Origin of the sequence: Vibrio sp. J1-1 (assembly GCF_021728395.1) — a bacterium.
Taxonomy (GTDB): Bacteria; Pseudomonadota; Gammaproteobacteria; order Enterobacterales; family Vibrionaceae; genus Vibrio.
In genome coordinates, this window is record NZ_JAKKCM010000007.1 from 144641 (window position 1) to 168689 (window position 24049).

21 protein-coding genes are annotated in these 24049 nt (G+C 44.4%); 12 read left to right on the forward strand and 9 right to left on the reverse strand.

Annotation, left to right across the window (positions count from 1 at the left end):
- Positions 1–197: 197 nt before the first annotated feature.
- The 6 genes from L3V31_RS13060 (at position 198) to L3V31_RS13085 (ending at position 5603) form a co-directional block, all read left to right on the forward strand.
- Positions 198–1115 carry a TIGR01777 family oxidoreductase gene (locus L3V31_RS13060; protein ID WP_237316453.1) on the forward strand — a complete coding sequence of 306 codons (918 nt, stop codon included), beginning with the start codon at positions 198–200 and terminating at the stop codon, positions 1113–1115.
- A 39-nt stretch (positions 1116–1154) separates the two neighbouring features.
- A complete protein-coding gene (locus tag L3V31_RS13065) occupies positions 1155–1982 on the forward strand; it encodes an SDR family oxidoreductase (RefSeq protein ID WP_237316454.1) in 828 nt (275 codons plus the stop codon).
- A 494-nt stretch (positions 1983–2476) separates the two neighbouring features.
- Complete coding sequence (locus tag L3V31_RS13070; RefSeq protein ID WP_237316455.1) at positions 2477–3331, forward strand: co-chaperone YbbN; 855 nt, start codon at positions 2477–2479, stop codon at positions 3329–3331.
- 156 nt (positions 3332–3487) lie between these two features.
- The gene (locus tag L3V31_RS13075; RefSeq protein ID WP_237316456.1) at positions 3488–4405 is read left to right on the forward strand and encodes an SPFH domain-containing protein; all 918 of its coding nucleotides are present in this window, start codon (positions 3488–3490) and stop codon (positions 4403–4405) included.
- Between the two features lie 9 nt (positions 4406–4414).
- The gene (locus tag L3V31_RS13080; RefSeq protein ID WP_237316457.1) at positions 4415–4876 is read left to right on the forward strand and encodes an NfeD family protein; all 462 of its coding nucleotides are present in this window, start codon (positions 4415–4417) and stop codon (positions 4874–4876) included.
- A gap of 547 nt (positions 4877–5423) precedes the next feature.
- Positions 5424–5603, forward strand: coding sequence for a hypothetical protein (locus tag L3V31_RS13085; protein WP_237316458.1), 180 nt, complete (start codon positions 5424–5426; stop codon positions 5601–5603).
- 55 nt (positions 5604–5658) lie between these two features.
- On the opposite strand, the gene L3V31_RS13090 is transcribed toward L3V31_RS13085, so the two are convergent.
- From L3V31_RS13090 to zipA, 3 genes are all read right to left on the reverse strand, one after another.
- Positions 5659–7068 carry an OprD family porin gene (locus L3V31_RS13090; protein WP_237316459.1) on the reverse strand — a complete coding sequence of 470 codons (1410 nt, stop codon included), beginning with the start codon at positions 7066–7068 and terminating at the stop codon, positions 5659–5661.
- Between the two features lie 505 nt (positions 7069–7573).
- Positions 7574–9586, reverse strand: a complete 2013-nt coding sequence (ligA, locus tag L3V31_RS13095) for an NAD-dependent DNA ligase LigA (RefSeq protein WP_237316460.1) — start codon at positions 9584–9586, stop codon at positions 7574–7576.
- 89 nt (positions 9587–9675) lie between these two features.
- Positions 9676–10617, reverse strand: a complete 942-nt coding sequence (gene zipA, locus L3V31_RS13100; RefSeq protein ID WP_237316461.1) for a cell division protein ZipA — start codon at positions 10615–10617, stop codon at positions 9676–9678.
- Positions 10618–10867: 250 nt separating this feature from the next.
- On the opposite strand from zipA, the gene cysZ reads away from it, so the two are divergent.
- From cysZ to L3V31_RS13130, 6 genes are all read left to right on the forward strand, one after another.
- Positions 10868–11611, forward strand: a complete 744-nt coding sequence (gene cysZ, locus L3V31_RS13105) for a sulfate transporter CysZ (protein ID WP_237316462.1) — start codon at positions 10868–10870, stop codon at positions 11609–11611.
- 163 nt (positions 11612–11774) lie between these two features.
- On the forward strand, positions 11775–12743 hold the full coding sequence (cysK, locus tag L3V31_RS13110) for a cysteine synthase A (RefSeq protein WP_061778637.1): 969 nt from the start codon (positions 11775–11777) through the stop codon (positions 12741–12743).
- 297 nt (positions 12744–13040) lie between these two features.
- Positions 13041–13298, forward strand: coding sequence for an HPr family phosphocarrier protein (locus L3V31_RS13115; RefSeq protein WP_005382043.1), 258 nt, complete (start codon positions 13041–13043; stop codon positions 13296–13298).
- A 141-nt stretch (positions 13299–13439) separates the two neighbouring features.
- Positions 13440–15164 carry a phosphoenolpyruvate-protein phosphotransferase PtsI gene (gene ptsI, locus L3V31_RS13120; RefSeq protein ID WP_237316463.1) on the forward strand — a complete coding sequence of 575 codons (1725 nt, stop codon included), beginning with the start codon at positions 13440–13442 and terminating at the stop codon, positions 15162–15164.
- Positions 15165–15285: 121 nt separating this feature from the next.
- A complete protein-coding gene (gene crr, locus L3V31_RS13125) occupies positions 15286–15795 on the forward strand; it encodes a PTS glucose transporter subunit IIA (RefSeq protein WP_014231102.1) in 510 nt (169 codons plus the stop codon).
- Between the two features lie 322 nt (positions 15796–16117).
- Positions 16118–16315 (forward strand): hypothetical protein, encoded by a 198-nt coding sequence (locus L3V31_RS13130; protein WP_237316464.1) that lies wholly within the window; start codon positions 16118–16120, stop codon positions 16313–16315.
- 3 nt (positions 16316–16318) lie between these two features.
- Here the strand turns inward: L3V31_RS13130 and L3V31_RS13135 are convergent, their stop codons facing one another.
- The 6 genes from L3V31_RS13135 to flgH all read right to left on the reverse strand — a co-directional run bounded on the left by L3V31_RS13135 (position 16319) and on the right by flgH (position 24018).
- Positions 16319–17473 carry a flagellin gene (locus L3V31_RS13135; RefSeq protein WP_237316465.1) on the reverse strand — a complete coding sequence of 385 codons (1155 nt, stop codon included), beginning with the start codon at positions 17471–17473 and terminating at the stop codon, positions 16319–16321.
- Between the two features lie 389 nt (positions 17474–17862).
- Positions 17863–19056 (reverse strand): flagellar hook-associated protein FlgL, encoded by a 1194-nt coding sequence (flgL, locus tag L3V31_RS13140; protein ID WP_237316466.1) that lies wholly within the window; start codon positions 19054–19056, stop codon positions 17863–17865.
- 13 nt (positions 19057–19069) lie between these two features.
- Entirely contained in the window at positions 19070–21010 is a 1941-nt protein-coding gene (gene flgK / locus L3V31_RS13145; RefSeq protein WP_237316467.1) for a flagellar hook-associated protein FlgK, read from the reverse strand.
- 153 nt (positions 21011–21163) lie between these two features.
- Positions 21164–22090, reverse strand: a complete 927-nt coding sequence (flgJ, locus tag L3V31_RS13150; RefSeq protein ID WP_237316468.1) for a flagellar assembly peptidoglycan hydrolase FlgJ — start codon at positions 22088–22090, stop codon at positions 21164–21166.
- Positions 22091–22107: 17 nt separating this feature from the next.
- Positions 22108–23199, reverse strand: a complete 1092-nt coding sequence (locus L3V31_RS13155; protein WP_237316469.1) for a flagellar basal body P-ring protein FlgI — start codon at positions 23197–23199, stop codon at positions 22108–22110.
- Between the two features lie 42 nt (positions 23200–23241).
- Entirely contained in the window at positions 23242–24018 is a 777-nt protein-coding gene (gene flgH / locus L3V31_RS13160; protein ID WP_237316470.1) for a flagellar basal body L-ring protein FlgH, read from the reverse strand.
- Positions 24019–24049: the final 31 nt, after the last annotated feature.

Sequence of the window (24049 nt, forward strand, 5' to 3'; positions counted from 1 at the left end):
ATAAAACTCTTGATGCAAATGTGAAGAAACCAATGTCATCAATAACAACTAGTTACAATTTTTCAATATGTGAAGTCAGTGCGGAGCAGAAGCTTTCGATCAAATGGTGATTAACGATGAATACATGGGAGAATCTGATCATACGGCAAACAAAGTGACTATAATGATTTCATGTTTTTGTCATTCAATGAGACGCCATGAAGATACTATTAACCGGCGGAACAGGATTTATTGGCTCAGAGTTGCTCAAGCTACTCACCACTCATCACGTGGTGCTATTAACACGTTCACCAGAAAAAGCAAAACAGCATTTGCAGCATGCTGATGTCGGTAATATTGAGTATATAGACTCTCTTGACCAACTTGCCGATCTCAATCACATTGACGCGATCATCAACCTCGCGGGGGAGCCAATCGCAGATAAACGTTGGACACAAAAGCAGAAAGATAAAATTTGCCAAAGCCGCTGGAAAATAACCGAACAAATTGTCGAGCTTATCCATGCGAGTACAAAACCACCGTCCGTGTTCATCAGTGGATCTGCTGTCGGGTATTATGGCGACCAACAAGAGCATCCGTTTGATGAGTGCCTGCATGTTAACAGTGAAGAGTTTCCGCACCTTGTTTGCGATAAATGGGAACAGATTGCTAAACGTGCAGAATCAGAGGACACACGAGTTTGTTTATTACGGACTGGCGTTGTACTCGGCCCCAATGGGGGTGCCTTGGCAAAAATGTTACTCCCCTATAAGCTGGGACTGGGTGGACCACTTGGAAACGGTAACCAATACCTACCCTGGATTCATATCCTAGACATGGTGCGTGCCATCATGTATTTACTAAACACCCCTCATGCCCATGGCGCGTTTAACATGTGTGCCCCACATCCAGTAAGCAATCGCATTTTCAGCGCGACATTAGCGAAAACGCTAAAACGACCGCATATACTGTTCACGCCTCAATGGCTCATGGAGTTGGTGATGGGAGAATCAGCTTGCCTGTTGTTTGACAGCCTTAGAGCCAAACCTAAAAAACTGACAGAATTGGATTTCCAGTTCAGTTACTCGAGAATTGAACCGGCACTTAAACACTTGCTTCATGAGCGAAGCTGTTGAATGATAAACGTTAATATACGTTTATTCTGAGCTTAATTTATGAACAAGTCGATTCTTATCACTGGTTGCTCAACCGGTATTGGTTATGTGTGCGCTCATGCCCTGAAAGCGCAAGGCTTTAATGTCATTGCCTCGTGCAGAAGCGCTGACGATGTCCAGCGATTGCAGGCCGAGGGCTTAACCTGCATACAACTCGACCTCAATGATCCCATCAGCATCACGCGTGGTGCTGAACAGGCGATAAGTTTAGCTCAGGGAAAACTGTACGCTTTATTTAACAACGGAGCATACGGTCAGCCTGGCGCATTAGAAGACCTCCCAACCGAAGCGCTCAAAGCACAGTTCCAGACAAACTTTTTTGGCTGGCATCAACTGGTACGAGAGATTCTTCCACACATGCGTTCCCAAGGCGAAGGCCGTATCATTCAAAACAGCTCGGTACTTGGCTTTGCCGCAATGAAATATCGTGGGGCATATAATGCGTCAAAGTTTGCTCTGGAGGGGTGGTCAGACACCCTAAGACTTGAACTGGCCGACACCAATATCAAAGTTGCGCTTATAGAGCCGGGACCTATCGAAACTCAGTTTAGACAAAATGCGCTTGCGGCCTTTGAAAAGTGGATCGACACGGAGTCCAGTCCACACCGCACCGCGTATGATGCTCAAAAACAGCGTTTAGATAATGACAAATCAAACAATAAATTTGTCCTGCCAGCAGAAGCGTGTATCCCCCCAGTCTTACATGCACTCACCAGCGATTCACCCAAAATCCGCTACCGTATTACCACCCCAACCAAGCTGTTTGCAGTGTTGAAAAGGGTGTTACCAGCACGACTGCTCGATAAAATTTTGCGACAAGCAGCATAAAAATCTTTTGTTGTAATGTAATTTCATCGTAACAATGTGATGTCATTATGAACATGTAGGCTAAAAAAGCCTCACCTGTTCGAATCAATATCTAGGCAACTCTTACTAAAATGAAGGCAATTTTAGGTATAGACTTGATTAGATTTGGTATCGCCACCCGTTCTGTTTTGTAGCAATTTCTTGTTCCGATGCGAGACAATAATGACATTAAATCAGCTTAACTGGCTTAGTGTGGGTGTAGTGGTGACCTTGTTCATCCTATTCTGATACCACACCTTGCACGATAAAAATGATGATCACCGTGCAGGACTCGCCAATTTCATAGCACTTTTGCTTGCTATTAGGACAACGCTGCTTCGGCAGCGTTTTTCCTTTCTATAAAATCTAAATCTCACCAATCCATCTCGAGGTTATTTAGCGATACTGCTTGATTTTCCTCTAAATCAACTCCATATCTACAAGCAACGACAAGAAACAAAAGCAAGGATACTCTGATGCAATCCCCATTTATCGTTGAGATCACAGAACAGAACTTTCGCGAAACGCTTGAAGGATCAATGAACACGCCCGTTCTGATCCATTTTTGGGCTAATGCTCAGCCAGAAAGCGCACAAATACTCCCTGAGTTACAAACGCTTGCTCAACAGTACAATGGAGCTTTTACCCTTGCTTTACTTAACTGTGAAGACCAACCAACCTTAGCGTCGCAGTTTGGTGTTCAGGTTCTACCGACTATCGCGTTGTTTATCAATGGACAGGCAGTAGACGGATTAGGTGGCCCCCAACCGATTGACGCCATCGCAGCCATGCTCCAGAAGCACCTACCAAGCCCAGATGAACAGCTACTGAAGCAGGTTACTGAACTTTTACAACAAGGTCAGCACGCAGAAGCTCTGAGTATCATCCACACACTGCCAGCAGAGCTACAATCTCGTGGCGATGTCAAACTGGCTACGGCAGATTGCTTACTGGAGACTAAACAGTTTGATGTTGCTCAAGAGCTATTAGGTTCTATTCCACTTGAGTATCAGGATAATTACTACAAAGGCTTAATCGCTAAGCTTGAATTGCATCTGCAAGCGGCTGACAGCCCAGAGCTTCAGCGCTTGGAACAAGAGTACGCCGCAAATACAGACAATCTGGAACTGGCATGTGAGTTAGCGGTTCAGTACAACCAAGTTGGCCGTGATGAAGAAGCATTAGAACTACTTTGGAACATTTTAAAAGTAAACTTAGGTGCTCAGGATGGTGAAGTGAAGAAGACCTTCATGGATATTCTTAGCGCGTTAGGTCAAGGTAATGCTTTAGCGGGCAAGTATCGTCGTCAGTTGTACTCGATCTTATACTAAGTTCGCCAAAGTATGGATTTGATATAAAGGCCGGAGTTTTCTGGCCTTTATTTTGTCTGACATCAAGCAACTTCACCTGTTCTCATATCTTCAATTGTCTAATCGTGATAAATGAGTAAAAATGAATCAGACTTTATGCATTTAAGGGAATATTCCATGCCAATTGATTCGTTGATTACTATCGGTATTTTTGTTGTCCTTGCCATTATTATTATTTCATCCGCCATAAAAACCGTTCCTCAAGGGAACAACTGGACCGTTGAGCGATTTGGACGTTATACCCACACTCTCAAACCCGGGTTAAATTTAATAATCCCTTTTATCGACCGTGTCGGTCATAAAATAAACATGATGGAGCGCGTCTTAGATATCCCCGCACAAGAGGTCATCAGTAAAGATAACGCTAACGTGACTATTGATGCCGTCTGTTTCGTACAAGTCGTGGAAGCTGCAAAAGCCGCCTATGAAGTTAACGACCTAGAGCATGCGATTAGAAACCTTACCCTAACCAATATTCGTACCGTATTAGGTTCAATGGAGCTCGATGAGATGCTCAGTCAGCGCGATATGATCAACTCAAAGCTTCTACTCATTGTTGACCAAGCCACCAACCCGTGGGGTGTAAAAGTGACGCGTATTGAGATCAAGGATGTACAGCCACCAGCCGATTTAACAGCGGCGATGAACGCACAAATGAAAGCCGAACGAAACAAACGTGCAGAAATCCTTGAAGCAGAGGGCGTACGTCAAGCCGAGATCTTAAAAGCAGAAGGTCACAAGCAATCACAAATATTGAAAGCTGAAGGTGAGAAACAGTCTGCTATTCTTCATGCAGAAGCGCGTGAGCGCGCAGCACAGGCAGAAGCCAAAGCGACTTACATGGTTTCTGAAGCAATAGCAAAAGGTGACATGCAAGCTGTTAATTACTTTATCGCTCAGGGCTATACCGATGCAATTAAGAGCATTGGCCAAGCTGAAAACGGTAAGATCATCATGCTACCTCTGGAAGCAACGGGGCTAATGGGCTCCGTTGCGGGCATTGCTGAAATGTTTAAACAACAAAACAAAGAATAAGACCTGCCTATGGACTTTATAAGCTTACTTGATGGAATCACCTTCTGGCACTGGCTCGCACTAGGGTTTGGTCTACTTGCTGTAGAATTACTCGGAACAGCGGGTTATTTTCTGTGGCTTGGTCTGTCTGCACTGTTGGTTGGTATTTTATTGTCTCTGATGCCGATTAGCTGGCAGCTACAGTGGTTGTCTTTTGCCACGTTCAGTCTTGTCACCACTTGGTTGTGGTGGCGACGTCAATGGAAAAAAGACAAACAAGATGATCAGTCCAGAGATCTTAACCAGAAATACAAGCAACTGATTGGACAAACTCTTACCATAGACGAAGACTTCTCCGTTGGATTGAATAGAATCCATGTTGCCGATACCACTTGGTCTGCCCAAAGTGACCAACCCCTTCCTGCAGGCACTAGAGTCAAAATCGTTGCGGTAAAGGGTATTATTTTAGTAATAGAACCTGTTGATGATTAATTTATGTCAAAGTAATGGAGCTTACATGGCTCCATTATTATTCCCCCTCACTACTTCTTTTATTTCATTACCTTAATTTAATTCCCAATAAAAATTAAGTCAAAGGTTACTATTATTATACTATCTATAAATTAGAAAATAACATTACCCTATGTTATAGAATCAAATAGATATTAAATTATCTCGTACTATATTTACTCTAATTTAAAATTGAAAAATTAACTTATCATAAATAAATTTTTGATCTTTATTAGTCTGGATATATACTTAATGAATAAGCATTGTAGTTTGATGCTTATATTTTAGGTAAGTAGGAATGCCATCCCAGCCTCAATTGTTGGCCTCCTCTGATTGGCATCAGCAGCCTTTCGAGAGTTAGTTTCAAAGGCGATGAGGCATATGATATGCAAACGCGCTTTCCAAGAGGATGAGTGAAAATTATCAAAGGTAGTGAGGCATGTTTTTGTTTGAGTAATTATCTCGTTAAAATGCAAAAACTTTGTGTATTTTTTCGAAATTAAGTCTTGAACACATGAGGGTGTACAATATGAAACTATTAGTTGGAATATTATTATTTTCAGCCACTATTCCATTTAGCATTCAAGCAAATGGATCTTCAGTAGGGAGAACATTAGCCCCTGAAATTAGATGTGAGTTGCCAAACGGTAATGTTGAAATTTTACCACCACTCTATTGCAAAATATATGGTGGGCAAGAAACAAAATAAGAAAAGGAGCCTGATGGCCCCTTTTTGATTACCCTAGTTCAACGAAACAAATAGTTTAGTTGAAGCTGTAAGGGATAAGAACTTGTAGACGTAAATCTGTCTCGTCAGCATCATTTGCACCTGCATACTCATCACGCTCTAAGATAGTTCCGTGTAGGCGAACTGTTGAGCCTTTAAGTGCACCGCTCTGTAGAGAGTAAGATACTGTTGCATTGAATGCGTACTCGCTTTCGTAATCCCAGTCACCTGATGCACCGCTAGCTGCTGAGTCAGCACCAGAACCGTAGCCAAAGCCTAGGTAGTAGTTCCAGCCATTACCTTGGTTGTAAGATAGACGGTTGTACCATGCTAGCTCGCCCGCTTTGTTCCAGTCAGATAGAGCATCCCACCACTGAGACCAAGTACCGTTGTTCATACCGTAAGTGTGAATAGTACGAGGAACGAAGTCAGAACGGTTATCTGTGTCTGTGTAACGTAGTTCAGACATCCATGATAGCTTGTCGAAAGATTGATTCCAGGATAGGCCTGTGTGGTAGCCCAATCCATCGTATTTAACATCATCGTCAACACCATAGAAATCGAATGCTATGCTCGCACTATCACTTACTGTGTACTTCAAGTACGCTTTGTAAGACGTGTTGTCAGTTTCATTGTGGTAGCTAGTTACTTGACCTGCCCCCCAATCGACATCATTCGCATATTTAACGCCTGTCGCTTGGCCAAAACCTAGTTGGAAGAACAAGCTGTCAGTGATATTGCCGTTTAGGCCTAAAGAGTGTAGGTAGCTCCATGAAGTGTCAGACCAAAGTGCTGGAGCGTAGTCATCTTCGTGAAGTAGCCAAGGTGCTGTAAATTGATCTGCACCGAAGTAGCTTAGGTTGAAATCGCCTAGCTTAGCATTTAGCTCGAAACCACGGTAAGTGCCAGGAACGAAGCTCCATACGTTACCGATAGTTCCGTTACCACCAGCTTGCAACATACCAAAACGCGCGTTGAAGTTTTCGTTCGCTTTAAACTTAAGCGCTGCTTTGTAAACTTTAAGTTGTTTGCCATCACCTGCACCCCAGTCGAGGTTATTACAAGTGGAGATTTCGTTACATAGGTAGCCTTCGTTTGAATTGTAAAGGCTGTCGTTGTAAAGGTCGCCAGAGTAGTAAGCCGCAACGTCCGCACCTAACCAACCACCGTGGTAACCTGAAGTAAAGTCTAAAATTGCGTTGTAAGAAGAGTAGTTTAGACGGCTCCAACGGTCTCCGTTATCACCACCAGGTTTACCTGACGTACGAGTACGTGAACGAGTGTCAACTACGAACAAACCATTTAAACTAGATTCGTGCATAAATTCGTTAACTTTCTCGACATATTCTCCACCAGCAGAGCTCTCAGTTGATGCACTGACTGGAGCTACAGCAACTACACCAAACATTGCCGCAGTTAGGGCAGATACCTTAAAAAATTTGTCCATGGATAAACTCCTAAAAATAGATATAGCTGTATTTTTCTATCTCACCTTTAGTTGGCCGCCGAAGGAGAGAAGTAATTTCATGGTAAAGCTTCGTTATTCCTAACTCGGCTTTTTTGTTCCTGCATACACACCTTGTGTAACACGCTATCAAGACTAACTTCGCGACTAAAAACATCCAAATGGAACTTATTTTTTTTCTAAAAAAATATGAGCCACAACAAAGTTCCATATAAGTTGTTGATCCAGATCTTATTTTTACAAACCTTAGACTAACCAGGAAAAATCAATATAAATCAAACAGATAATCACGCTAAAAAGTCCCATATGAAGTGCCTCGCAGAGTATGAAACAAAATAACTCTAATCCCCCAAGGAGAGATCTTGATCACTGAAAAGGTTAAATCATTCTAATAACAGAAATATCTGGACTTAATAAAAGGCATTAAAAAACCCCAGAAGCATAGCTACTGGGGCTTATTAGAAAGGTAATTACGTTTTGGCTTAACTTAATTCATCAAGTCGAGTAAGTCTTGTTCGGTTTTAATTTCGACCCCTAAATCTTGCGCTTTTGCCAATTTAGAACCCGCATTTTCACCTGCAAATAAAATATCGGTTTTCTTCGATACACTGCCAGTAACTTTAGCACCCATCGCTTGTAGTGCCTCTTTTGCTTCGGAGCGGCCTAGTTGAGAAAGCGTACCGGTTAATACAACCGTCTTACCTTCTAGCGGTAGGTCGGCACCTTGCTCAGGAGTACTAATTTCTGGCCAGTGAATACCTTGTTCTAGTAAATCTTTCACTACTGCCTGGTTTTGAGGTTCACTAAAGAAAGTGGAAATGTGCTTAGCCACAATAACGCCGATATCCTGCACTTCAATCAACTGCTCTTCTGTTGCAACCTGAATCGCTTCTAGCGTTTTGAAATGCTGAGCTAAGTTAGCAGCTGTCGCTTCGCCGACTTCTCTTATACCTAGTGAATATAAAAAGCGTGGTAATGTGGTTAACTTAGACTTGTCTAGCGCATTCACAATGTTCTGCGCTGACTTAGGCCCCATACGCTCTAAAACCGTCAAAATACCCGCCGACAACTTAAACAGATCCGCTGGAGTTTCGACCATTTCGCGATCAACAAGCTGTTCTATTACTTTATCGCCAAGACCATCGACATCTAACGCTTTACGTGACACAAAGTGCTTTAGAGCTTGTTTACGCTGTGCTTGGCAAACCAAACCACCTGTACAGCGAGTCACCGCTTCTCCCTCTATACGCTCTACATGAGAATCGCAAACTGGGCATAGCGATGGGAACACAATATCTCGCGCGTTTTCTGGACGACGCTCGCGGATCACTGAGACAACTTGAGGAATCACGTCACCAGCACGGCGGATCACGACTTGATCACCAATTTTAACTTGAAGACGTTCAATTTCATCAGCGTTATGCAAAGTAGCATTACTTACCGTCACACCACCGACAAAAACAGGTTCCAGTTTTGCGACTGGCGTAATCGCACCAGTACGCCCTACCTGAAATTCCACATCATTCAATGTGGTGATCTCTTCTTGCGCAGGGAACTTATAAGCAATAGCCCAGCGAGGAGCACGAGCAACGAAGCCCAGTCTTTCTTGAATCGCAATATCGTCGATTTTTATAACGACACCATCAATCTCGTATGGCAAAGCATCACGTCGCTGTAGAATATCTTGGTAGTACGCTTTAACATCAGCCAGGCTGTCGACACGCTTAGTCTCGGGACACATAGGTAGTCCCCATGACTTAATTTGCAGAAAGCGCTCATAATGACTCGACGCTAAATCTGCTCCCTGAACAACACCCACACTGTACGCATAGAAGCTAAGTGGGCGCGAAGCAGTAACACGAGAATCTAACTGACGTAAACTACCAGCCGCTGCATTGCGAGGATTAACAAAAACTTTGTATCCCTTTTGGCGAGCCAGCTCGTTCAGTTGTTCAAAGCCCGCTTTTGGCATGAAAACCTCACCACGTACTTCTAGGCGTTCAGGCCAATCATTTCCTCGTAGTTTTAGAGGGATGGCATTGATGGTCCGAACGTTTTCAGTAATGTTTTCACCCGTTGTACCGTCACCGCGCGTCGCAGCCTGAACAAGAACACCGTTCTCGTACAATAGGCTTACTGCTAGGCCATCCAGTTTAGGTTCGCAACAGTATTGTTTAACACTTTGATTGCCAACTCTGTCTTGTGCTCGTTTGTGGAAGCTGTCCAGCTCGCTGTCGTCAAAGGCATTATCTAATGACAGCATCGGAACTTCATGCTTAACTTCGCTAAATTCAGATAACGGCTTTCCGCCAACACGCTGGCTAGGCGAATCAACAGTAACTAGGTCCGGGTGTTGAGCTTCAATATCCAGCAATTCACGCATGAGTCGATCATATTCAGCATCCGGAATCTCTGGGTTATCTTCCACGTAGTAACGAACGGCGTGGTAATGCAACGACTCTTTTAATTCTTCTAGTCGTTGAAGTACTGATTCAGACATATTAAAGCCCCGTGTATTGTCAATCAATGAGGTTGGGAATCGAAGAAAAAGGGCTCCAATCGGAGCCCTTTTAAAAATTGGTGTCAAGATTATGCGTTCGCCGTCTTAAACTCAACTATTTGACGTCGATAAGCCGCTAATCGGTCAGGAGTCATCAAGTTTCTTTGATCATCAAGAACATTCCCTCCCATGTCGTCAGCAATCTGTTGTGCTGTACGAAGCATCAGGTTGAAGTTTTGTTCCGCTTCACCAAAGCAAGGTAGCGTCATAAAGAATGAGATGCCTTTAGTTGTAAATTCGGCTGGGTCTCCATGCTCTAAGGTGCCTGGTTGCATCATATTAGCAACGCTGAACAATACTTTTCCGTTACCCGACAAATCAACGTGTCGATGGAAGATATCCATCTCGCCATAAATCAGTCCATTTTGCTGCATGCTATCAAACAGTTCTGTGCCAACGAATGGCTCTTCACCAGCGCAATGCACATTGAGAACAATCACCTGCATTTCTGGTTCAGGTTTAGGCTCTTCTTGTTGCTCAGGCGCTGCTGCTGGTTGCTCTGCGACATGCATTTCAGTCTTAGGTTCTTCAAACGCTGAAGGTGCTGTTTCCTCAAAAACTGACTGTGCGGGCTCTTGCCTCACAGGTTCTTGAACTACGATGTCCTCATCATGACTCTTCTGTGCAACAAATGAAGGGAACTCTTCTGACTCTTCCTTAAACGGCTTGTCTTCCGGGACTCCACCAAGTAGAGGATCCACCTCAAACTTCGAATCAAACGCATTGTCCATGCCAAAGTCTGGTTCTTTACGGTCTTTACGAATAATTTCAAAATCGTCTTCAGGAGCAGAGGCGAAGCTTCGCTCTTGCTCTACTGAATCTGAATCCCCTTGGTCAACCTCTAATTTACCCAGAGGCTTGTTACCAAATTTCGCTTTGCCTTCTTTCTTACTGCTCCACAAACCATGAAACAGTAATGCCGCAATGGCTAAAACGCCAACAACAATGAGTACGAATCGCAATTCCTGCATTATTTACTCTCAATATACTTGTTTGTACTACTCGCAGTTCCTTGAGCAGCAACCCAAGTGTAATTATTCTGAATGATACGTTTACTTTACCAAAACTATATGGAGGTTTAGAACAACTTAATGCAAGAAGTTCACTTTTTTGTTGTGATTCTTGCCACGATTCCACTTTACGATAGACCTTTTGTTAAGGCATTGAAAGAAAAGTCGCGACAGGTACAATGAATTTTCTTTCTCTCAAAACGAAATGGATATGACGCTAAACAATCAGCCAAAAACCGGATTCGGTTATTTCCTGTATGGAATAAAGCTAGCACTATCTCCAAAGATCAGACGCTTTGTTGTATTACCACTATTAGCGAACGTTCTCCTTGTCGGTGGTGCCATTTTTTATCTGTTCTCTCACTTAAATGTATGGATTGAGAACTGGATTGGTCAATTGCCAGGGTTCCTATCCTGGCTAACCTATGTGCTTTGGCCTCTGCTCGCGCTAACCATACTTGCCACGTTCTCGTATTTCTTTAGTACTTTAGCAAACTTTATCGCTGCACCGTTCAACGGACTGCTGGCAGAGAAAGTAGAAGAATACCTAACCGGACAAAAAATCAATGATGACGGCTTCACTGCTGTAATTAAGGATGTTCCTCGAGTCTTAGCACGAGAGTGGCGTAAGCTGCTTTATGTATTGCCTAAAGCGATTGGTTTGTTTTTGCTACTACTGATCCCTGCGCTCGGTCAAACCGTTGGTCCATTCCTTTGGTTTATCTTCACGGCCTGGATATTGGCTATCCAGTACTGTGATTACCCCTTTGATAACCACAAAATTCCCTTCAACGATATGCGTTACAAATTGAAACAAAAACAAGGTAAAACCTATGGATTTGGCGTTTTAGTTTCTGTATTCACAACCATTCCAATTTTGAACCTTATCGTCATGCCCGTTGCGATATGCGGTGCCACTGCAATGTGGGTCGCTGAGTTCAAACACCAAAGGTAATCGATTCGTTTCCTGAAGCACGGGAAAGGCATCTGCTTTTCCCGATTACCTCGCTGAAATCTGGACAACCTAATAAGATATAACTTTTTAATCCTTTTCCTTTTTTTTAGACCTAATATTCTTCTAACTATATTCACAAAACGTGTAATGAAGGAACATAACTATGAGCAAGATCTACGAAGATAACTCTCTTACTATTGGTAACACTCCCCTAGTTCGCTTAAACAAAGTGAGCAAAGGCAACGTTCTAGCAAAAATCGAAGCGCGTAACCCAAGCTTCAGTGTTAAGTGCCGTATCGGTGCGAACATGATTTGGGATGCAGAGAAGTCTGGCAAACTTAAGCCAGGCGTAGAACTAGTAGAGCCAACCAGTGGTAACACAGGTATCGCATTAGCGTTCGTAGCAGCGGCTCGCGGTTACAAACTAACTTTAACTATGCCTGAATCTATGAGCCTAGAGCGTCGTAAGCTACTTAAAGCGCTTGGTGCAAACCTTGAGCTAACTGAAGCGGCTAAAGGCATGAAGGGTGCTATTGCTAAAGCAGAAGAAATCGTTGCTAGCAATCCAGACAAGTACCTACTTCTTCAACAGTTCAACAACCCAGCAAACCCAGAGATTCACGAGAAGACCACTGGCCCAGAAATCTGGGAAGCGACTGACGGTGAAATCGACGTGCTTGTTGCTGGTGTTGGTACTGGCGGTACAATTACAGGTACAAGCCGTTACATTAAAGGCGAAAAAGGCAAAGCGATTACTTCTGTTGCTGTAGAACCTGCAGAGTCACCAGTCATTGCACAAGCGCTAGCAGGTGAAGAGATCCAACCAGCACCACACAAAATTCAAGGTATCGGTGCAGGTTTCATCCCAGGTAACCTAGATTTAGAGCTTCTAGACCGCGTTGAGCCAGTTACTTCTGAAGAGGCGATTGAGATGGCTCGCCGTCTAATGGAAGAGGAAGGTATCCTTGCTGGCATCTCTTCTGGCGCAGCAGTAGTAGCAGCGAACCGAATTGCGGAACTTCCTGAATTTGAAGGAAAAACTATCGTAACAATTCTACCAAGCTCTGGTGAACGTTACCTAAGTACTGCATTATTTGCAGGTATCTTTACGGAAAAAGAGAACGAACAGTAATATGTGTTCAAATCAATTTTTCGTCTAAAAAAGCCCCGTTCAGGGGCTTTTTTGTTGATCCCTGCCCCACCTTTGGTAATATCAGGGTGTTTTATTTCTAGCTTCAAAATAAAGAAGCAGAACACAAAAAGGTTTCAAAGTGATTACGCACGCAAACAGTTGCGCAATCGCAAATCTTTTGACTAGTATCAGAACTAACACGCTTTGAACTCTCCCGTGCTAGCGCACAAGGTATAAAGCAGTTAAGCTCAAACTAGTCACTACTAACAAAAAAATACATTTATTGGGGTATATCACATGTACGAGAAGCAAGTAGAAATCACAGCAGAAAACGGTCTTCACACTCGTCCAGCTGCACAGTTTGTAAAAGAAGCGAAAGCATTCGATGCAGACATCACTGTGACTTCTAACGGTAAAAGCGCTAGCGCTAAGAGCCTATTCAAACTACAAACACTAGGCCTAGTAAAAGGTACTCAAGTAACTATCTCTGCTGAAGGCCCACAAGCTCAACAAGCAGTTGATCACCTAGTTGCTCTAATGGACCAGCTGCACTAATCGGTGTCTCCTACTCCAAAAGCCATTTTGTGAAAACAAAATGGCTTTGTTGGAAATAGGCTCTAAACTAAGCTAAAACTATTCGTTAGCACACCCATTATTCTCCCGTTTTATAAAGTTGACCAAACTTAAGGTAAGGCTATGATTTCAGGCATCCTAGCATCTCCTGGTATTGCAATCGGTAAAGCACTACTACTTCAAGAAGATGAAATTGTCCTAAACACAAACACTATTTCTGATGATCAAGTAGAAGCTGAAGTTCAGCGTTTCTTTGACGCTCGAGATAAATCTTCCGCTCAACTAGAAACAATCAAGCAAAAAGCGCTTGAGACGTTTGGTGAAGAAAAAGAAGCGATCTTTGAAGGTCACATTATGCTTCTTGAAGACGAAGAGCTAGAAGAAGAAATCCTAGCACTAATCAAAAACGACAAGCTGACTGCTGATAACGCTATTCACACAGTTATCGAAGAGCAAGCATGTGCTCTTGAGTCTCTAGACGACGAATACCTGAAAGAACGTGCAACTGACATCCGTGATATCGGTTCTCGTTTTGTTAAGAACGCACTAGGCATCAACATCGTTTCGCTAAGCGACATCAATGAAGAAGTTATCCTAGTCGCTTACGACCTAACACCATCAGAAACTGCGCAAATTAACCTCGATTACGTTCTCGGTTTTGCTTGTGATATCGGTGGTCGTACATCTCACACTTCAATCATGGCTCGCTCACTTGAGCTACCTGCTATCGTTGGTACTAACGACATCACTAAGCAAGTAAAGAACGGCGACATGCTGATTCTTGACGCAATGAACAACAAAGTTGTTGTGAACCCTTCTGAAGCTGAGCTAGAAGAAGCAAAAGCAGTTAAAGCTGCATTCATAGCGGAAAAAGAAGAGCTAGCAAAACTGAAAGATCTACACGCAGAAACGACTGACGGTCACCGTGTAGAAGTTTGCGGCAACATCGGTACAGTGAAAGACTGTGATGGCATCATCCGTAACGGTGGTGAAGGCGTTGGTCTGTACCGTACAGAATTCCTATTTATGGACCGTACTGCGCTACCAACTGAAGACGAACAGTACCAAGCGTACAAAGAAGTTGCGGAAGCAATGCACGGTCAAGCTGTGATCATCCGTACTATGGATATCGGCGGCGACAAAGATCTACCATACATGGATCTACCTCAAGAGATGAACCCGTTCCTAGGCTGGCGTGCAGTACGTATCAGCTTGGACCGTCGTGAAATCCTTCGTGACCAGCTACGTGGTATCCTACGTGCTTCTGCACACGGCAAACTACGTATCATGTTCCCAATGATCATCTCTGTTGAAGAAATCCGTGAGCTTAAGAAAGCAATCGAAGAGTACAAAGCAGAGCTACGCGCTGAAGGTCATGCTTTCGACGAAAACATCGAAATCGGTGTTATGGTTGAGACTCCAGCAGCAGCAGCAATCGCGCACCACCTAGCGAAAGAAGTGTCATTCTTCTCTATCGGTACTAATGACCTGACTCAGTACACACTAGCGGTTGACCGTGGTAACGAGATGATTTCTCACCTATACAACCCACTATCACCAGCGGTACTAACTGTGATCAAGCAAGTTATTGATGCATCTCACGCTGAAGGTAAATGGACTGGTATGTGTGGTGAGCTTGCAGGTGATGAGCGTGCAACTCTGCTACTTCTAGGTATGGGTCTGGATGAGTTCTCTATGAGCGGTATCTCTATCCCTAAAGTGAAGAAAGTTATACGTAACTCTAACTTCGCAGAAGTGAAAGCAATGGCGGAAGAAGCACTTTCTCTACCAACAGCCGCTGAGATTGAAGCAGTCGTTGAAAAGTTCATTGCTGAGAAAGCTCAGTAATACGTAGTACCAAGTAATTCAATACTTAATGGCCATTGGACGGCGAAAAAAGTCGTCTAATGAGCTATATTGGTATACTATAATTCGATAGAATAAAACTAAACCTTAGGAGCATGACACAATGGGTCTGTTTGACAAACTTAAGAAGCTTGTATCTGATGACAGCGCTGATGCTGGTGCAATCGAAATTATCGCACCGCTTTCTGGTGAGATCGTAAACATCGAAGACGTGCCAGATGTCGTTTTCGCTGAGAAAATCGTTGGTGACGGTATTGCTATCAAGCCAGCAGGCGACAAAATGGTAGCTCCTGTAAACGGTACTATCGGTAAGATCTTCGAAACTAACCATGCATTCTCTATCGAGTCTGACGACGGTGTTGAGCTTTTCGTTCACTTCGGTATCGATACAGTTGAACTAAAAGGCGAAGGCTTCACACGTATCGCTGAAGAAGGTCAATCAGTTAAAGCTGGCGACACTATCATTGAATTCGATCTAGCTCTTCTTGAAGAGAAAGCGAAATCAACGCTAACTCCAGTTGTTATCTCTAACATGGACGAAATCAAAGAGCTTAACAAGCTTTCTGGTTCTGTAACTGTTGGTGAAACTCCAGTTCTACGTGTAACTAAGTAATTTATACTTGCTTTCAAACACGGATAAACGCTGCCATTGGCAGCGTTTTTTATTGCCTGTTTTTTACGTCAAGTCTGCAATTTGGAGCAGTGAGCAGTCAGGTTATCGCGCTGAGGCCAAAGTGTAGATATCCGTAAACCGTAACTCCCTTCGCAAAACTAATAACGCCGCTAATTTATATCGCGACTAAAAACGATGTTAACCAGGGAATAATTTGGACTGACTTCGATTGGACTGAGTAAAGCGGGAAAGAAAAGCCCCTTTTCCTTTGAGAGAACTGGGGCTAGGTTGGTCGCCAGAGCCTATGTGAAGATCAAGAGAAATGAACACATTTCCGGCATACCGAGTGCAACTTTACATTGAAAATGATTGGCAGGTGAGAGATGAGAGAGCCGCTCATTCTGTTATAAAGCTGCTTGCCAATAGCCCGCATTACCATCCACGTCTGGATACATTGAATACAGGCTCTATACCCAAACAACTTCGAGATGCTAGGTTCAGCGAGGTCGATTGGGTATAAAAACTACTGCAATAGTGACATTGCAGAGTTTGGCAACTGTTTCGCTTGAGCAAGAATCGATGTACCTGCCTGTTGCAAAATTTGTGCTTTGGTCATTTGCGTGGTTTCTTTCGCAAAGTCTGTGTCTTTAATTCGGCTGTTCGAGGCATCGACGTTTTCCTGGATATTCGCCAAGTTATTGATGCTGTGGCTCAGGCGGTTCTGCTTTGCACCTAAATCTGCACGCTGTGAATCAACGTACTTCAGCGCGCTGTCCAATACAGAAATCGCATTCTGAGAGCCTTGCACTGATGTCATATCAATATCTTGTACAGATGTTCTAACAGGTTCGCTGTTTAAGCCTAACTCAGACGCGAGACCACCAGAGATAGAAATGTCACCTTGAACATTTGGATGAGCCACAAAAATCTGTAGCTTGCCGTCTTCGCTCACGGACGCGTTGATCATATCTGACTGACCATTAATATATGTCGCAAGCTCTTCAATGTCGTCACCCGCTTTAGCTGTAATGCTAATGTCTAGATCATCAACATTTCCGTCTTCATCCTTTCCCATTCCTGGCAGGGTAATATTGAGATCCGCTTTAGTCGGATCGACACTCCAGTCTTTACCTTTGCCGGCTTCAGAGAAGAAAGTCACACCCCCCATGCGAGTATCATCAGCACGAATACTGGTCAGGCCCATAATCATGGCTTCACCCGAACTCGCACCGATCTGAAACGCCGCTTCACCAAATGAACCGTTGAGTAGACGACGTCCACCGAATGAGGTTGTTTCTGCGATACGGTTTAGCTCATCAATCAAAGCAGAAGACTCTTCGTTAATCGCCTGACGCTCCGCCGGGGAGTTAGTACCGTTTGATGATTGAATCGCCAAATCACGCATACGCTGCATCACTGAGGTTGCTTCGTTCATTGCGCCTTCAGCGGTTTGAGCTATCGATATACCATCGTTCGCGTTACGCATCGCCACATCTAGGCCACGAGACTGAGCAGTAAGACGGTTCGAGATCTGTAAACCTGCCGCGTCATCTTTCGCACTGTTAATCTTGTGACCTGATGATAAGCGTTCCATCGAAGTATTTAGCTCATCTGTCGCTTTGTTTAAATAACGCTGCGCGGTCATCGCGGAGACGTTAGTACTTACTGTTACAGCCATTTTGCTCTCCTATGAGTTCGCAATCTTTGCGAAGCGGCCAGCTTTACTCTCATTTGGATAAGCACCGGCCGTAAAAGTTACTCACTAAATCTGCCTGAACACAGGGTTTAGAATTTAAAAGTCCGTTCTGATAATCTCAATACAATTTGTATGCCAACTTAAAACCCATATGGAAATTGAATAACAATGTAAATATAAACAACTAGTTACACGATAGAACTGCGACTGAGTTCGACAAAAACCACATACAAGTTACCGGCTTTTGCCGCTTTCGGTAACAATATGCCGCTAAAACACCTTAACGTTGGTTGGAAGTTTTCGCACTTAAGGCATGGCACATAAGGCATTAAAATCTTCCCAAACGATTTAGATGAAACTGAGTATGAGCCCTAGATATAATTAAATAACGTCAGGTCTTTGGTTTTACCAAAAGCTTGTTGTGAGGCTTGCAAAGCGCGTGAATTCTCGCTGAATTCAATAACGGCTTTCGAGTAATCCAAGTCTTCAAAATTGCTCTTTGCCTTGGCCAGAGACAGATTAAAGTCTTCGTGGTTTTGCTCCTGAATATCGAGGGTACTTAGCCTTGCCCCGACATCCGTGCGCGCCTTGTTGAGATGAATAAACGCTGCCTGAAACTCTTCGGTCATTTGGTGTAATTTCGCTGTTGAGGATGTATCCGAAACCGACTTATCCGACCATGACATGGCTTGTTTAAAGGTGTCGAAAATACTGAAAGTCTCACGCTTAGCGATACCAATGCTGTCACCGGGCGTGATCTGCCCTTTCACCTGCATTTTTAACCCGTAGTACTCAATGCCTTTCTCTGGGGAAAACTCATCCGCTTTCACGACTGCGCCGTCACGCTCTAACTGATAGCCAAACTTACCGTTATTCATATCAACGAAAGTCACTCGGTAGGAAGCCATATCTTCAGTGTCAGCGTTGGTCGCTTTACCTAACAACAACTCTGAGCCGTTCTGCAACTCGTAATCAGGCTGGTAATCACCAAAGGGGTTGGGGATGTCCATAAACAATTTGCTGCCCGGGTCGTTCATTGGCATTTCAAGCATGCTGGATACTTTCATCTTGCGCTGATAGTCATCACCGGCGTACTGCACACTGCCGTCTTTATCTCGATAAAAAGGCTGATTTTTCGGCTTAGTGCCCGCAAACACATAGTTGCCTGATTCGTCTTGTGCGTTTACTAAGTTCAGAAAGTTATTGGCAATTTCTTCCAGCTCACGCTTTTTGGCTTGTCTGTCTTCGACAGAGAGCGCACCGTTAATCATTTCCATCGTGAGACGTTTTGATTCGTCAGCGAAACTCTCTGCGTTGGCGATGTTCACTTCGTGGTTTTCTAAACGGTTACGTACTAAAACAATCGAGTTTAAATACTGCTGTATTTGCTCTTGTTGCTGACCGATATTCTGAACGTAATGCGCAGCCAAAGGGTCGTCACTTGGCTTGAGCAACTTCTTACCCGATGCAAGTTGTTCTTGGTTGTGATGAACCTTATTCTCTTGCCGACGCAAGTCATTTTGTACGGACTGATAGTTATGGAAACTAGAAATTCGGGTTAACACTTATTTCTTCTCCTTACCTCAGTTGTAAAATGGTGTTGAAGGTATCATTAGCAGCCTGCATCACACGTGACGACGCCATATAAGCCTGCTGAAATTTCATCATGTTGGCAGCTTCTTCATCTAAATTGACGCCGGAAATGGATGCCACACGTTCTTGTGCTGATTCGTGTTCCAGCTGAGCTACAGATGCCAAACGGTTAGCCGTTGCCGATTTTAGCCCCACCTCTGTATTTAGGTTGTGGTAAACATCAATCAAAGTACTCGACTTGCCATCCATCATTTTGTCGGTCTGCAACTGCTGCATTTTCCTCAAGTTGCCGTTACCACCAGGTGACGGTACTAAGTTGGCGGTAAATTTGTCGTTCAGCAGCGCGCCTTCCGAGAGTTCAAAGATCGTCGTATCACCATTTTTATATAACGGATGGCTCTTCGGCACTGAAATTTCGATGATTGGATTATCTTTATCCAACGGATAGTTATACTTATCGGATAACAAGTTTCCTTTGTTATCGGTAATCTTTAGCCACGCTTTGTCATGTTTTTCATCCGCGGGCTGAACCATCACCTCGAACTCTTTGACATCACCTGCTTCATGAATCTTGAATTTTGCACTGCCTTGAGCAAACGTGGTTGACGCTTCATAGCTTTGCGCCGCAATGGACTTCGCATCGTTGGTTTCCATTTTAATGATGGCAGCACCACTGCGGGTAGGACGCAACAATACTCGTTCGCCAGCGGCAAGGCCTTCACCAATCTGCACTCTCATCCCATCCAGCACGAAAGAAGAGTCCGACTGATCGATATCCAACTGAACCGGATCACCTTTCGGAGTCGTGACACTATACTGGTCGCCATCATAGCGCAGCGTATACTCCCCACCTTTGAGAGCCGAGATATCATCCACATACACGGCCACTTCTGCCTGAGAGTCAGGTGCGGCAGACACACGTGATTGCGCAACCAGCTCCGAGTTTATATCGGTAAATACGTCTTTACCGATTTTGCCATTGAGATCCAAACCTTGGGATTGCAATTGATTCACTTTGAATGAAAAGCCCGTAGCCAGCCTGCCCATCTCATCAAACAACTGGGGAATGTGCTGGTCACGCATATCAAGTAAAGCGCCAATTTTGCCGTCGATATCATCCGATTTAATCGCCTTAATACCATTCCCTTCCACCATGGCTAAACGTCGCTGGTGAACGTCTGGATAGCCATCAATCATTTTTAACTGACTGGCTTCGGTGCCAGACACTAAGGTGTGGCCATTACCAATGTGAACGTTAAACCCTTCTGCATTTTTACGTGGGGTGACCGTTACCTTGGTGTATTCAGACAGTTCCTTAATCAGTTTTTCATGTTGATCCATCAGATCATTGTGAGGCCCCGGAGTACGCATCATTAAACGGTGAGTATCGCGAACCTCTAACGCGATTTGATTGATACGCTCAATGCCCATATCCAACTTTTTGTTGGTCACATCAGACTGTAAACGCACTGTTTCATGGAAATCGTTCAATGTGTCAGAAAAGATTTTTGATTTTTCAAGCACCACTTTACGCGCGCCTAAATCATTTGGCGTGTCAGACATGGTTTTAACCGCATCAAACCATTCATTGAGGTTTTCGGGGATCTTCTTCGAGGTAACCGAGCTCAACATACCTGACAGCATATCGAGATTATCTTGGGTATCTACTTTGTTAGCATTGTTGGTTGACGCCAAGTTGAGTTCATTAACGGCAAACTGATCCCAAGAGCGGCGAACATTTTCCACATGCACGCCCATACCGTAAGTAGCCCCACCAAACTGGCGTGGATCGTTCGTACCTTGAACCACTGACTGACGACTGTAACCCTCTGTATTAACATTAGAAATGTTATGACCAGTGGTGTTCAACTGTCTCTGAGCAGTAAGCACACTTTGAGTACCTACATTCAGAAGATCTGACGCCATACATGCCCCCAAAAAACGAAAAAACCGGTAAAAGTCCGATCACTAATACAAACAAAGCAAAAGGTATGCCAAACAGGCACAAGGAGGAACTGTCGATAAAATAAAGGCTTGCTCAATGGCAAGCCTCAGAAATGAGAGAAAAACAACGGGGGACTACATGCTTTCTATTTTCTGTTGAACTTGCAGAACTTTATCCGCGTAGTCAGGGTCAGTTGCATAACCGGCGCGTTGAATATCACGAATGAATGACTCAGAATCGCCACGCTTTTGTAGCGCAACCTCATAACGAGGATTATCGTTTAAGAATCGAACATAATCATTGAAACTGTCTTGGTAGCTTGAGTATGAACGGAACGCCGCCGTTTCTTTCACTGGTGTATTATCATGAAACTCTAATGTTTGAGTGGTGACTTTACCCCCCTGCCAACTGCGATCAGCTTTGATATTAAATAGATTGTTGCTGCTGCCACGAGCGTTCTTGATCACTTTTTGTCCCCAGCCCGTTTCTAACGCGGCTTGAGCAAGAAGTAGCGATGGTTCTACCCCTAATGCTTTAGCTGCCTTTTCTGCATAAGGCTTCATTGAACTGACAAATGATTCTGGGGAATCGAATCGAGCCGGTACACTGTTAGAGCGAGATAATTCGCCAGATTCAATCAAGCGCTGCTCTATTTCACGTGCTTTTTGCGGGTCAACACGGCGATACTCCACGGCATTATTTGCCGCATCACGCACAGCGGTTTCACTCTTATCGTCACCCTGTCCTACTGTCAGCTGAGCCACAATCATATCTGCCAGCCCCATTGAACCCGAAGCACTCAACTCACTCGCCATCTGCTCATCCAACATCTGACGGTAAAACTTTTCGTTCTGACTGTTCATGAAGTTCGACTCGAAACCTTCGTTTGCTTCACGCATTGATTTGAGCATCATAGAGGTAAAAATGGATTCAAACTGACGCGCTGCTGCACGTAACGCTTCGTGATCGCCATCTTTACCCTCTTTTACTGCTTTCTGTCTTAGCGTATCGAGTGAGCTGATGTCGTGGATAAAGCCAATATCGTTAGGATTCTTAATCATTGTCGCCTCCTAATGACTTAGATGATGATCAACTGGCCTTCAATCGCACCAGCTTGTTTTAATGCCTGTAAAATCGCCATCAAGTCTGAAGGCGCAGCGCCGACTTCATTGACCGCGCGAACCAAATCATCCAACGTCAGGCCCGGCTCAAACTTGAACATCTTGCCCTGCTCTTCGTTTACTTCAATGTCAGAATCCGGAACGACAACAGTCTGGCCGCCCGAGAAGGCATTCGGCTGACTCACGCTGAGGTTTTCTTTGATGGAAACCGTCATACCACCATGCGTTACAGCTGCTGGCTTAAGGCGCACATGCTTACCGACAACAATGGTCCCCGTACGGGAATTAACGATGATTTTTGCGGCACTATCTGCTGGTTCGAATTCCAGGTTTTCAATCGCAGATAGAAACGCGACTCGCTGGCTAACATCACGTGGCGCGCGCACACGAACGGAAGTCGCATCGACCGGACTGGCCATTTGAGGGCCAAGGAAATTGTTAACCGCATCGGCCATATGTTGAGCCGTGGTGAAATCAGACTCTAGCAGGTTGAAAGTGATGTAGTCGCCGCGACCAAATGGGTTAGGAATTTCTCGCTCTACCGTCGCACCACTAGAGATAAGCCCCACTGTTGGGTTATTGCCAACTATCTTTGAGCCATCGGCACCTTCCGCACTGAAGCCACTGACAACCAGATTACCTTGTGCAACGGCATACACCTGACCATCTAAACCTTTTAAGAAGGTTTGTAGCAACGTACCACCACGCAGGCTTTTCGCACTACCGATGGATGATACGGTGACATCGACTTGCTGACCTGGCTTAGAAAAAGGCGGCAATGTTGCCGTTACCATCACAGCGGCAACGTTTTTGATTTTTGGCTTGGTGCCCGGCGGCATTTGAATGCCGAAGTTTTGCAGCATGGCCGCGAAGCTTTGTTCCGTAAACGGATTGGACTCGCCGGTACCTGGTAATCCTGAAACTAAACCATAACCCACAAGTTGGTTGCTACGAACCCCTGCCACTTGCGCGACGTCTTTGATGCGTGCGGCTTGAGCAGCAGTTGAAAACAGGGCAACACTCAGGAGGAGTAAAAAGATTTTTTTCATGCTTACCTATCTCTAGCAGTTAAATTGCCGCCGTGCGGCATCTTAAAGCGCTACATTAAAGAATCGTGCCAAGAACCCCGGCTCTTGCATATCTTGTTGCAAACCCGTCCCTGAATACTGAATGCGGGCATTCGATACGCGGTTTGAAGCGATTGTATTATCAAAATTGATGTCATCAGGGCGAATGGTGCCACTCAAACGAATGTACTCATCACCCGTATTCAGCGTCATCCACTTCTCGCCGCGGATAACCAGATTACCGTTAGCCAGTACTTCGATCACTTCGACAGTAATGTAACCGCTGATACTGTTACTCTGTTTCGCTGAAGAGTCCCCCACAAAGCTGTTACTGCTGTTCAAGTCGTAAGAAAAGTTATAATTGCCGCCGACTTGCAGTTCTTGCCCACCGACAGACAGCGGGTCCATGGTCGAATCGTTGCTTTTCGATAAATCCGCGTTAGCACTCTTGGTCGCGCTCGTGGTTTCATCTAACGTGACAGTGATGATGTCGCCAATACCACGAGGCTTGGAGTCGTCATAAAGATCAGTTATGTGTTCTGAACTGAATAATGAACCTGTTGCCGCAGCATAGTGTTCCGGCTTCTGTTTTGGATGGATTGGAGCCCATGCAGGATCGCCAGCCACCGGATCACTTCTGCCGCGTAAAGTGTCGACAATGCCACTGCTGTCTTCTGATTTATCACCTTCGACCGCGTCAACCACCGTTGTTGCTTGAGAGACTTCATCGGTTTCAATCGGCTCTAACATGGCACAGCCAGACATGGTGCTGATGAGCACAAGCAGGTAAATACGCTTCATCACAAGCTCCTTCTTAATCACGATGATTAAC

Bases quoted from the DNA above. Each gene is read 5' to 3' on its own strand.
- L3V31_RS13060 (WP_237316453.1), top strand. From the start codon at position 198: ATGAAGATACTATTAACCGGCGGAACAGGATTTATTGGCTCAGAGTTG.
- L3V31_RS13065 (WP_237316454.1), top strand. From the start codon at position 1,155: ATGAACAAGTCGATTCTTATCACTGGTTGCTCAACCGGTATTGGTTAT.
- L3V31_RS13070 (WP_237316455.1), top strand. From the start codon at position 2,477: ATGCAATCCCCATTTATCGTTGAGATCACAGAACAGAACTTTCGCGAA.
- L3V31_RS13075 (WP_237316456.1), top strand. From the start codon at position 3,488: ATGCCAATTGATTCGTTGATTACTATCGGTATTTTTGTTGTCCTTGCC.
- L3V31_RS13080 (WP_237316457.1), top strand. From the start codon at position 4,415: ATGGACTTTATAAGCTTACTTGATGGAATCACCTTCTGGCACTGGCTC.
- L3V31_RS13085 (WP_237316458.1), top strand. From the start codon at position 5,424: ATGAAACTATTAGTTGGAATATTATTATTTTCAGCCACTATTCCATTT.
- L3V31_RS13090 (WP_237316459.1), bottom strand. From the start codon at position 7,068: ATGGACAAATTTTTTAAGGTATCTGCCCTAACTGCGGCAATGTTTGGT.
- ligA (WP_237316460.1), bottom strand. From the start codon at position 9,586: ATGTCTGAATCAGTACTTCAACGACTAGAAGAATTAAAAGAGTCGTTG.
- zipA (WP_237316461.1), bottom strand. From the start codon at position 10,617: ATGCAGGAATTGCGATTCGTACTCATTGTTGTTGGCGTTTTAGCCATT.
- cysZ (WP_237316462.1), top strand. From the start codon at position 10,868: ATGACGCTAAACAATCAGCCAAAAACCGGATTCGGTTATTTCCTGTAT.
- cysK (WP_061778637.1), top strand. From the start codon at position 11,775: ATGAGCAAGATCTACGAAGATAACTCTCTTACTATTGGTAACACTCCC.
- L3V31_RS13115 (WP_005382043.1), top strand. From the start codon at position 13,041: ATGTACGAGAAGCAAGTAGAAATCACAGCAGAAAACGGTCTTCACACT.
- ptsI (WP_237316463.1), top strand. From the start codon at position 13,440: ATGATTTCAGGCATCCTAGCATCTCCTGGTATTGCAATCGGTAAAGCA.
- crr (WP_014231102.1), top strand. From the start codon at position 15,286: ATGGGTCTGTTTGACAAACTTAAGAAGCTTGTATCTGATGACAGCGCT.
- L3V31_RS13130 (WP_237316464.1), top strand. From the start codon at position 16,118: ATGAACACATTTCCGGCATACCGAGTGCAACTTTACATTGAAAATGAT.
- L3V31_RS13135 (WP_237316465.1), bottom strand. From the start codon at position 17,473: ATGGCTGTAACAGTAAGTACTAACGTCTCCGCGATGACCGCGCAGCGT.
- flgK (WP_237316467.1), bottom strand. From the start codon at position 21,010: ATGGCGTCAGATCTTCTGAATGTAGGTACTCAAAGTGTGCTTACTGCT.
- flgJ (WP_237316468.1), bottom strand. From the start codon at position 22,090: ATGATTAAGAATCCTAACGATATTGGCTTTATCCACGACATCAGCTCA.
- L3V31_RS13155 (WP_237316469.1), bottom strand. From the start codon at position 23,199: ATGAAAAAAATCTTTTTACTCCTCCTGAGTGTTGCCCTGTTTTCAACT.
- flgH (WP_237316470.1), bottom strand. From the start codon at position 24,018: ATGAAGCGTATTTACCTGCTTGTGCTCATCAGCACCATGTCTGGCTGT.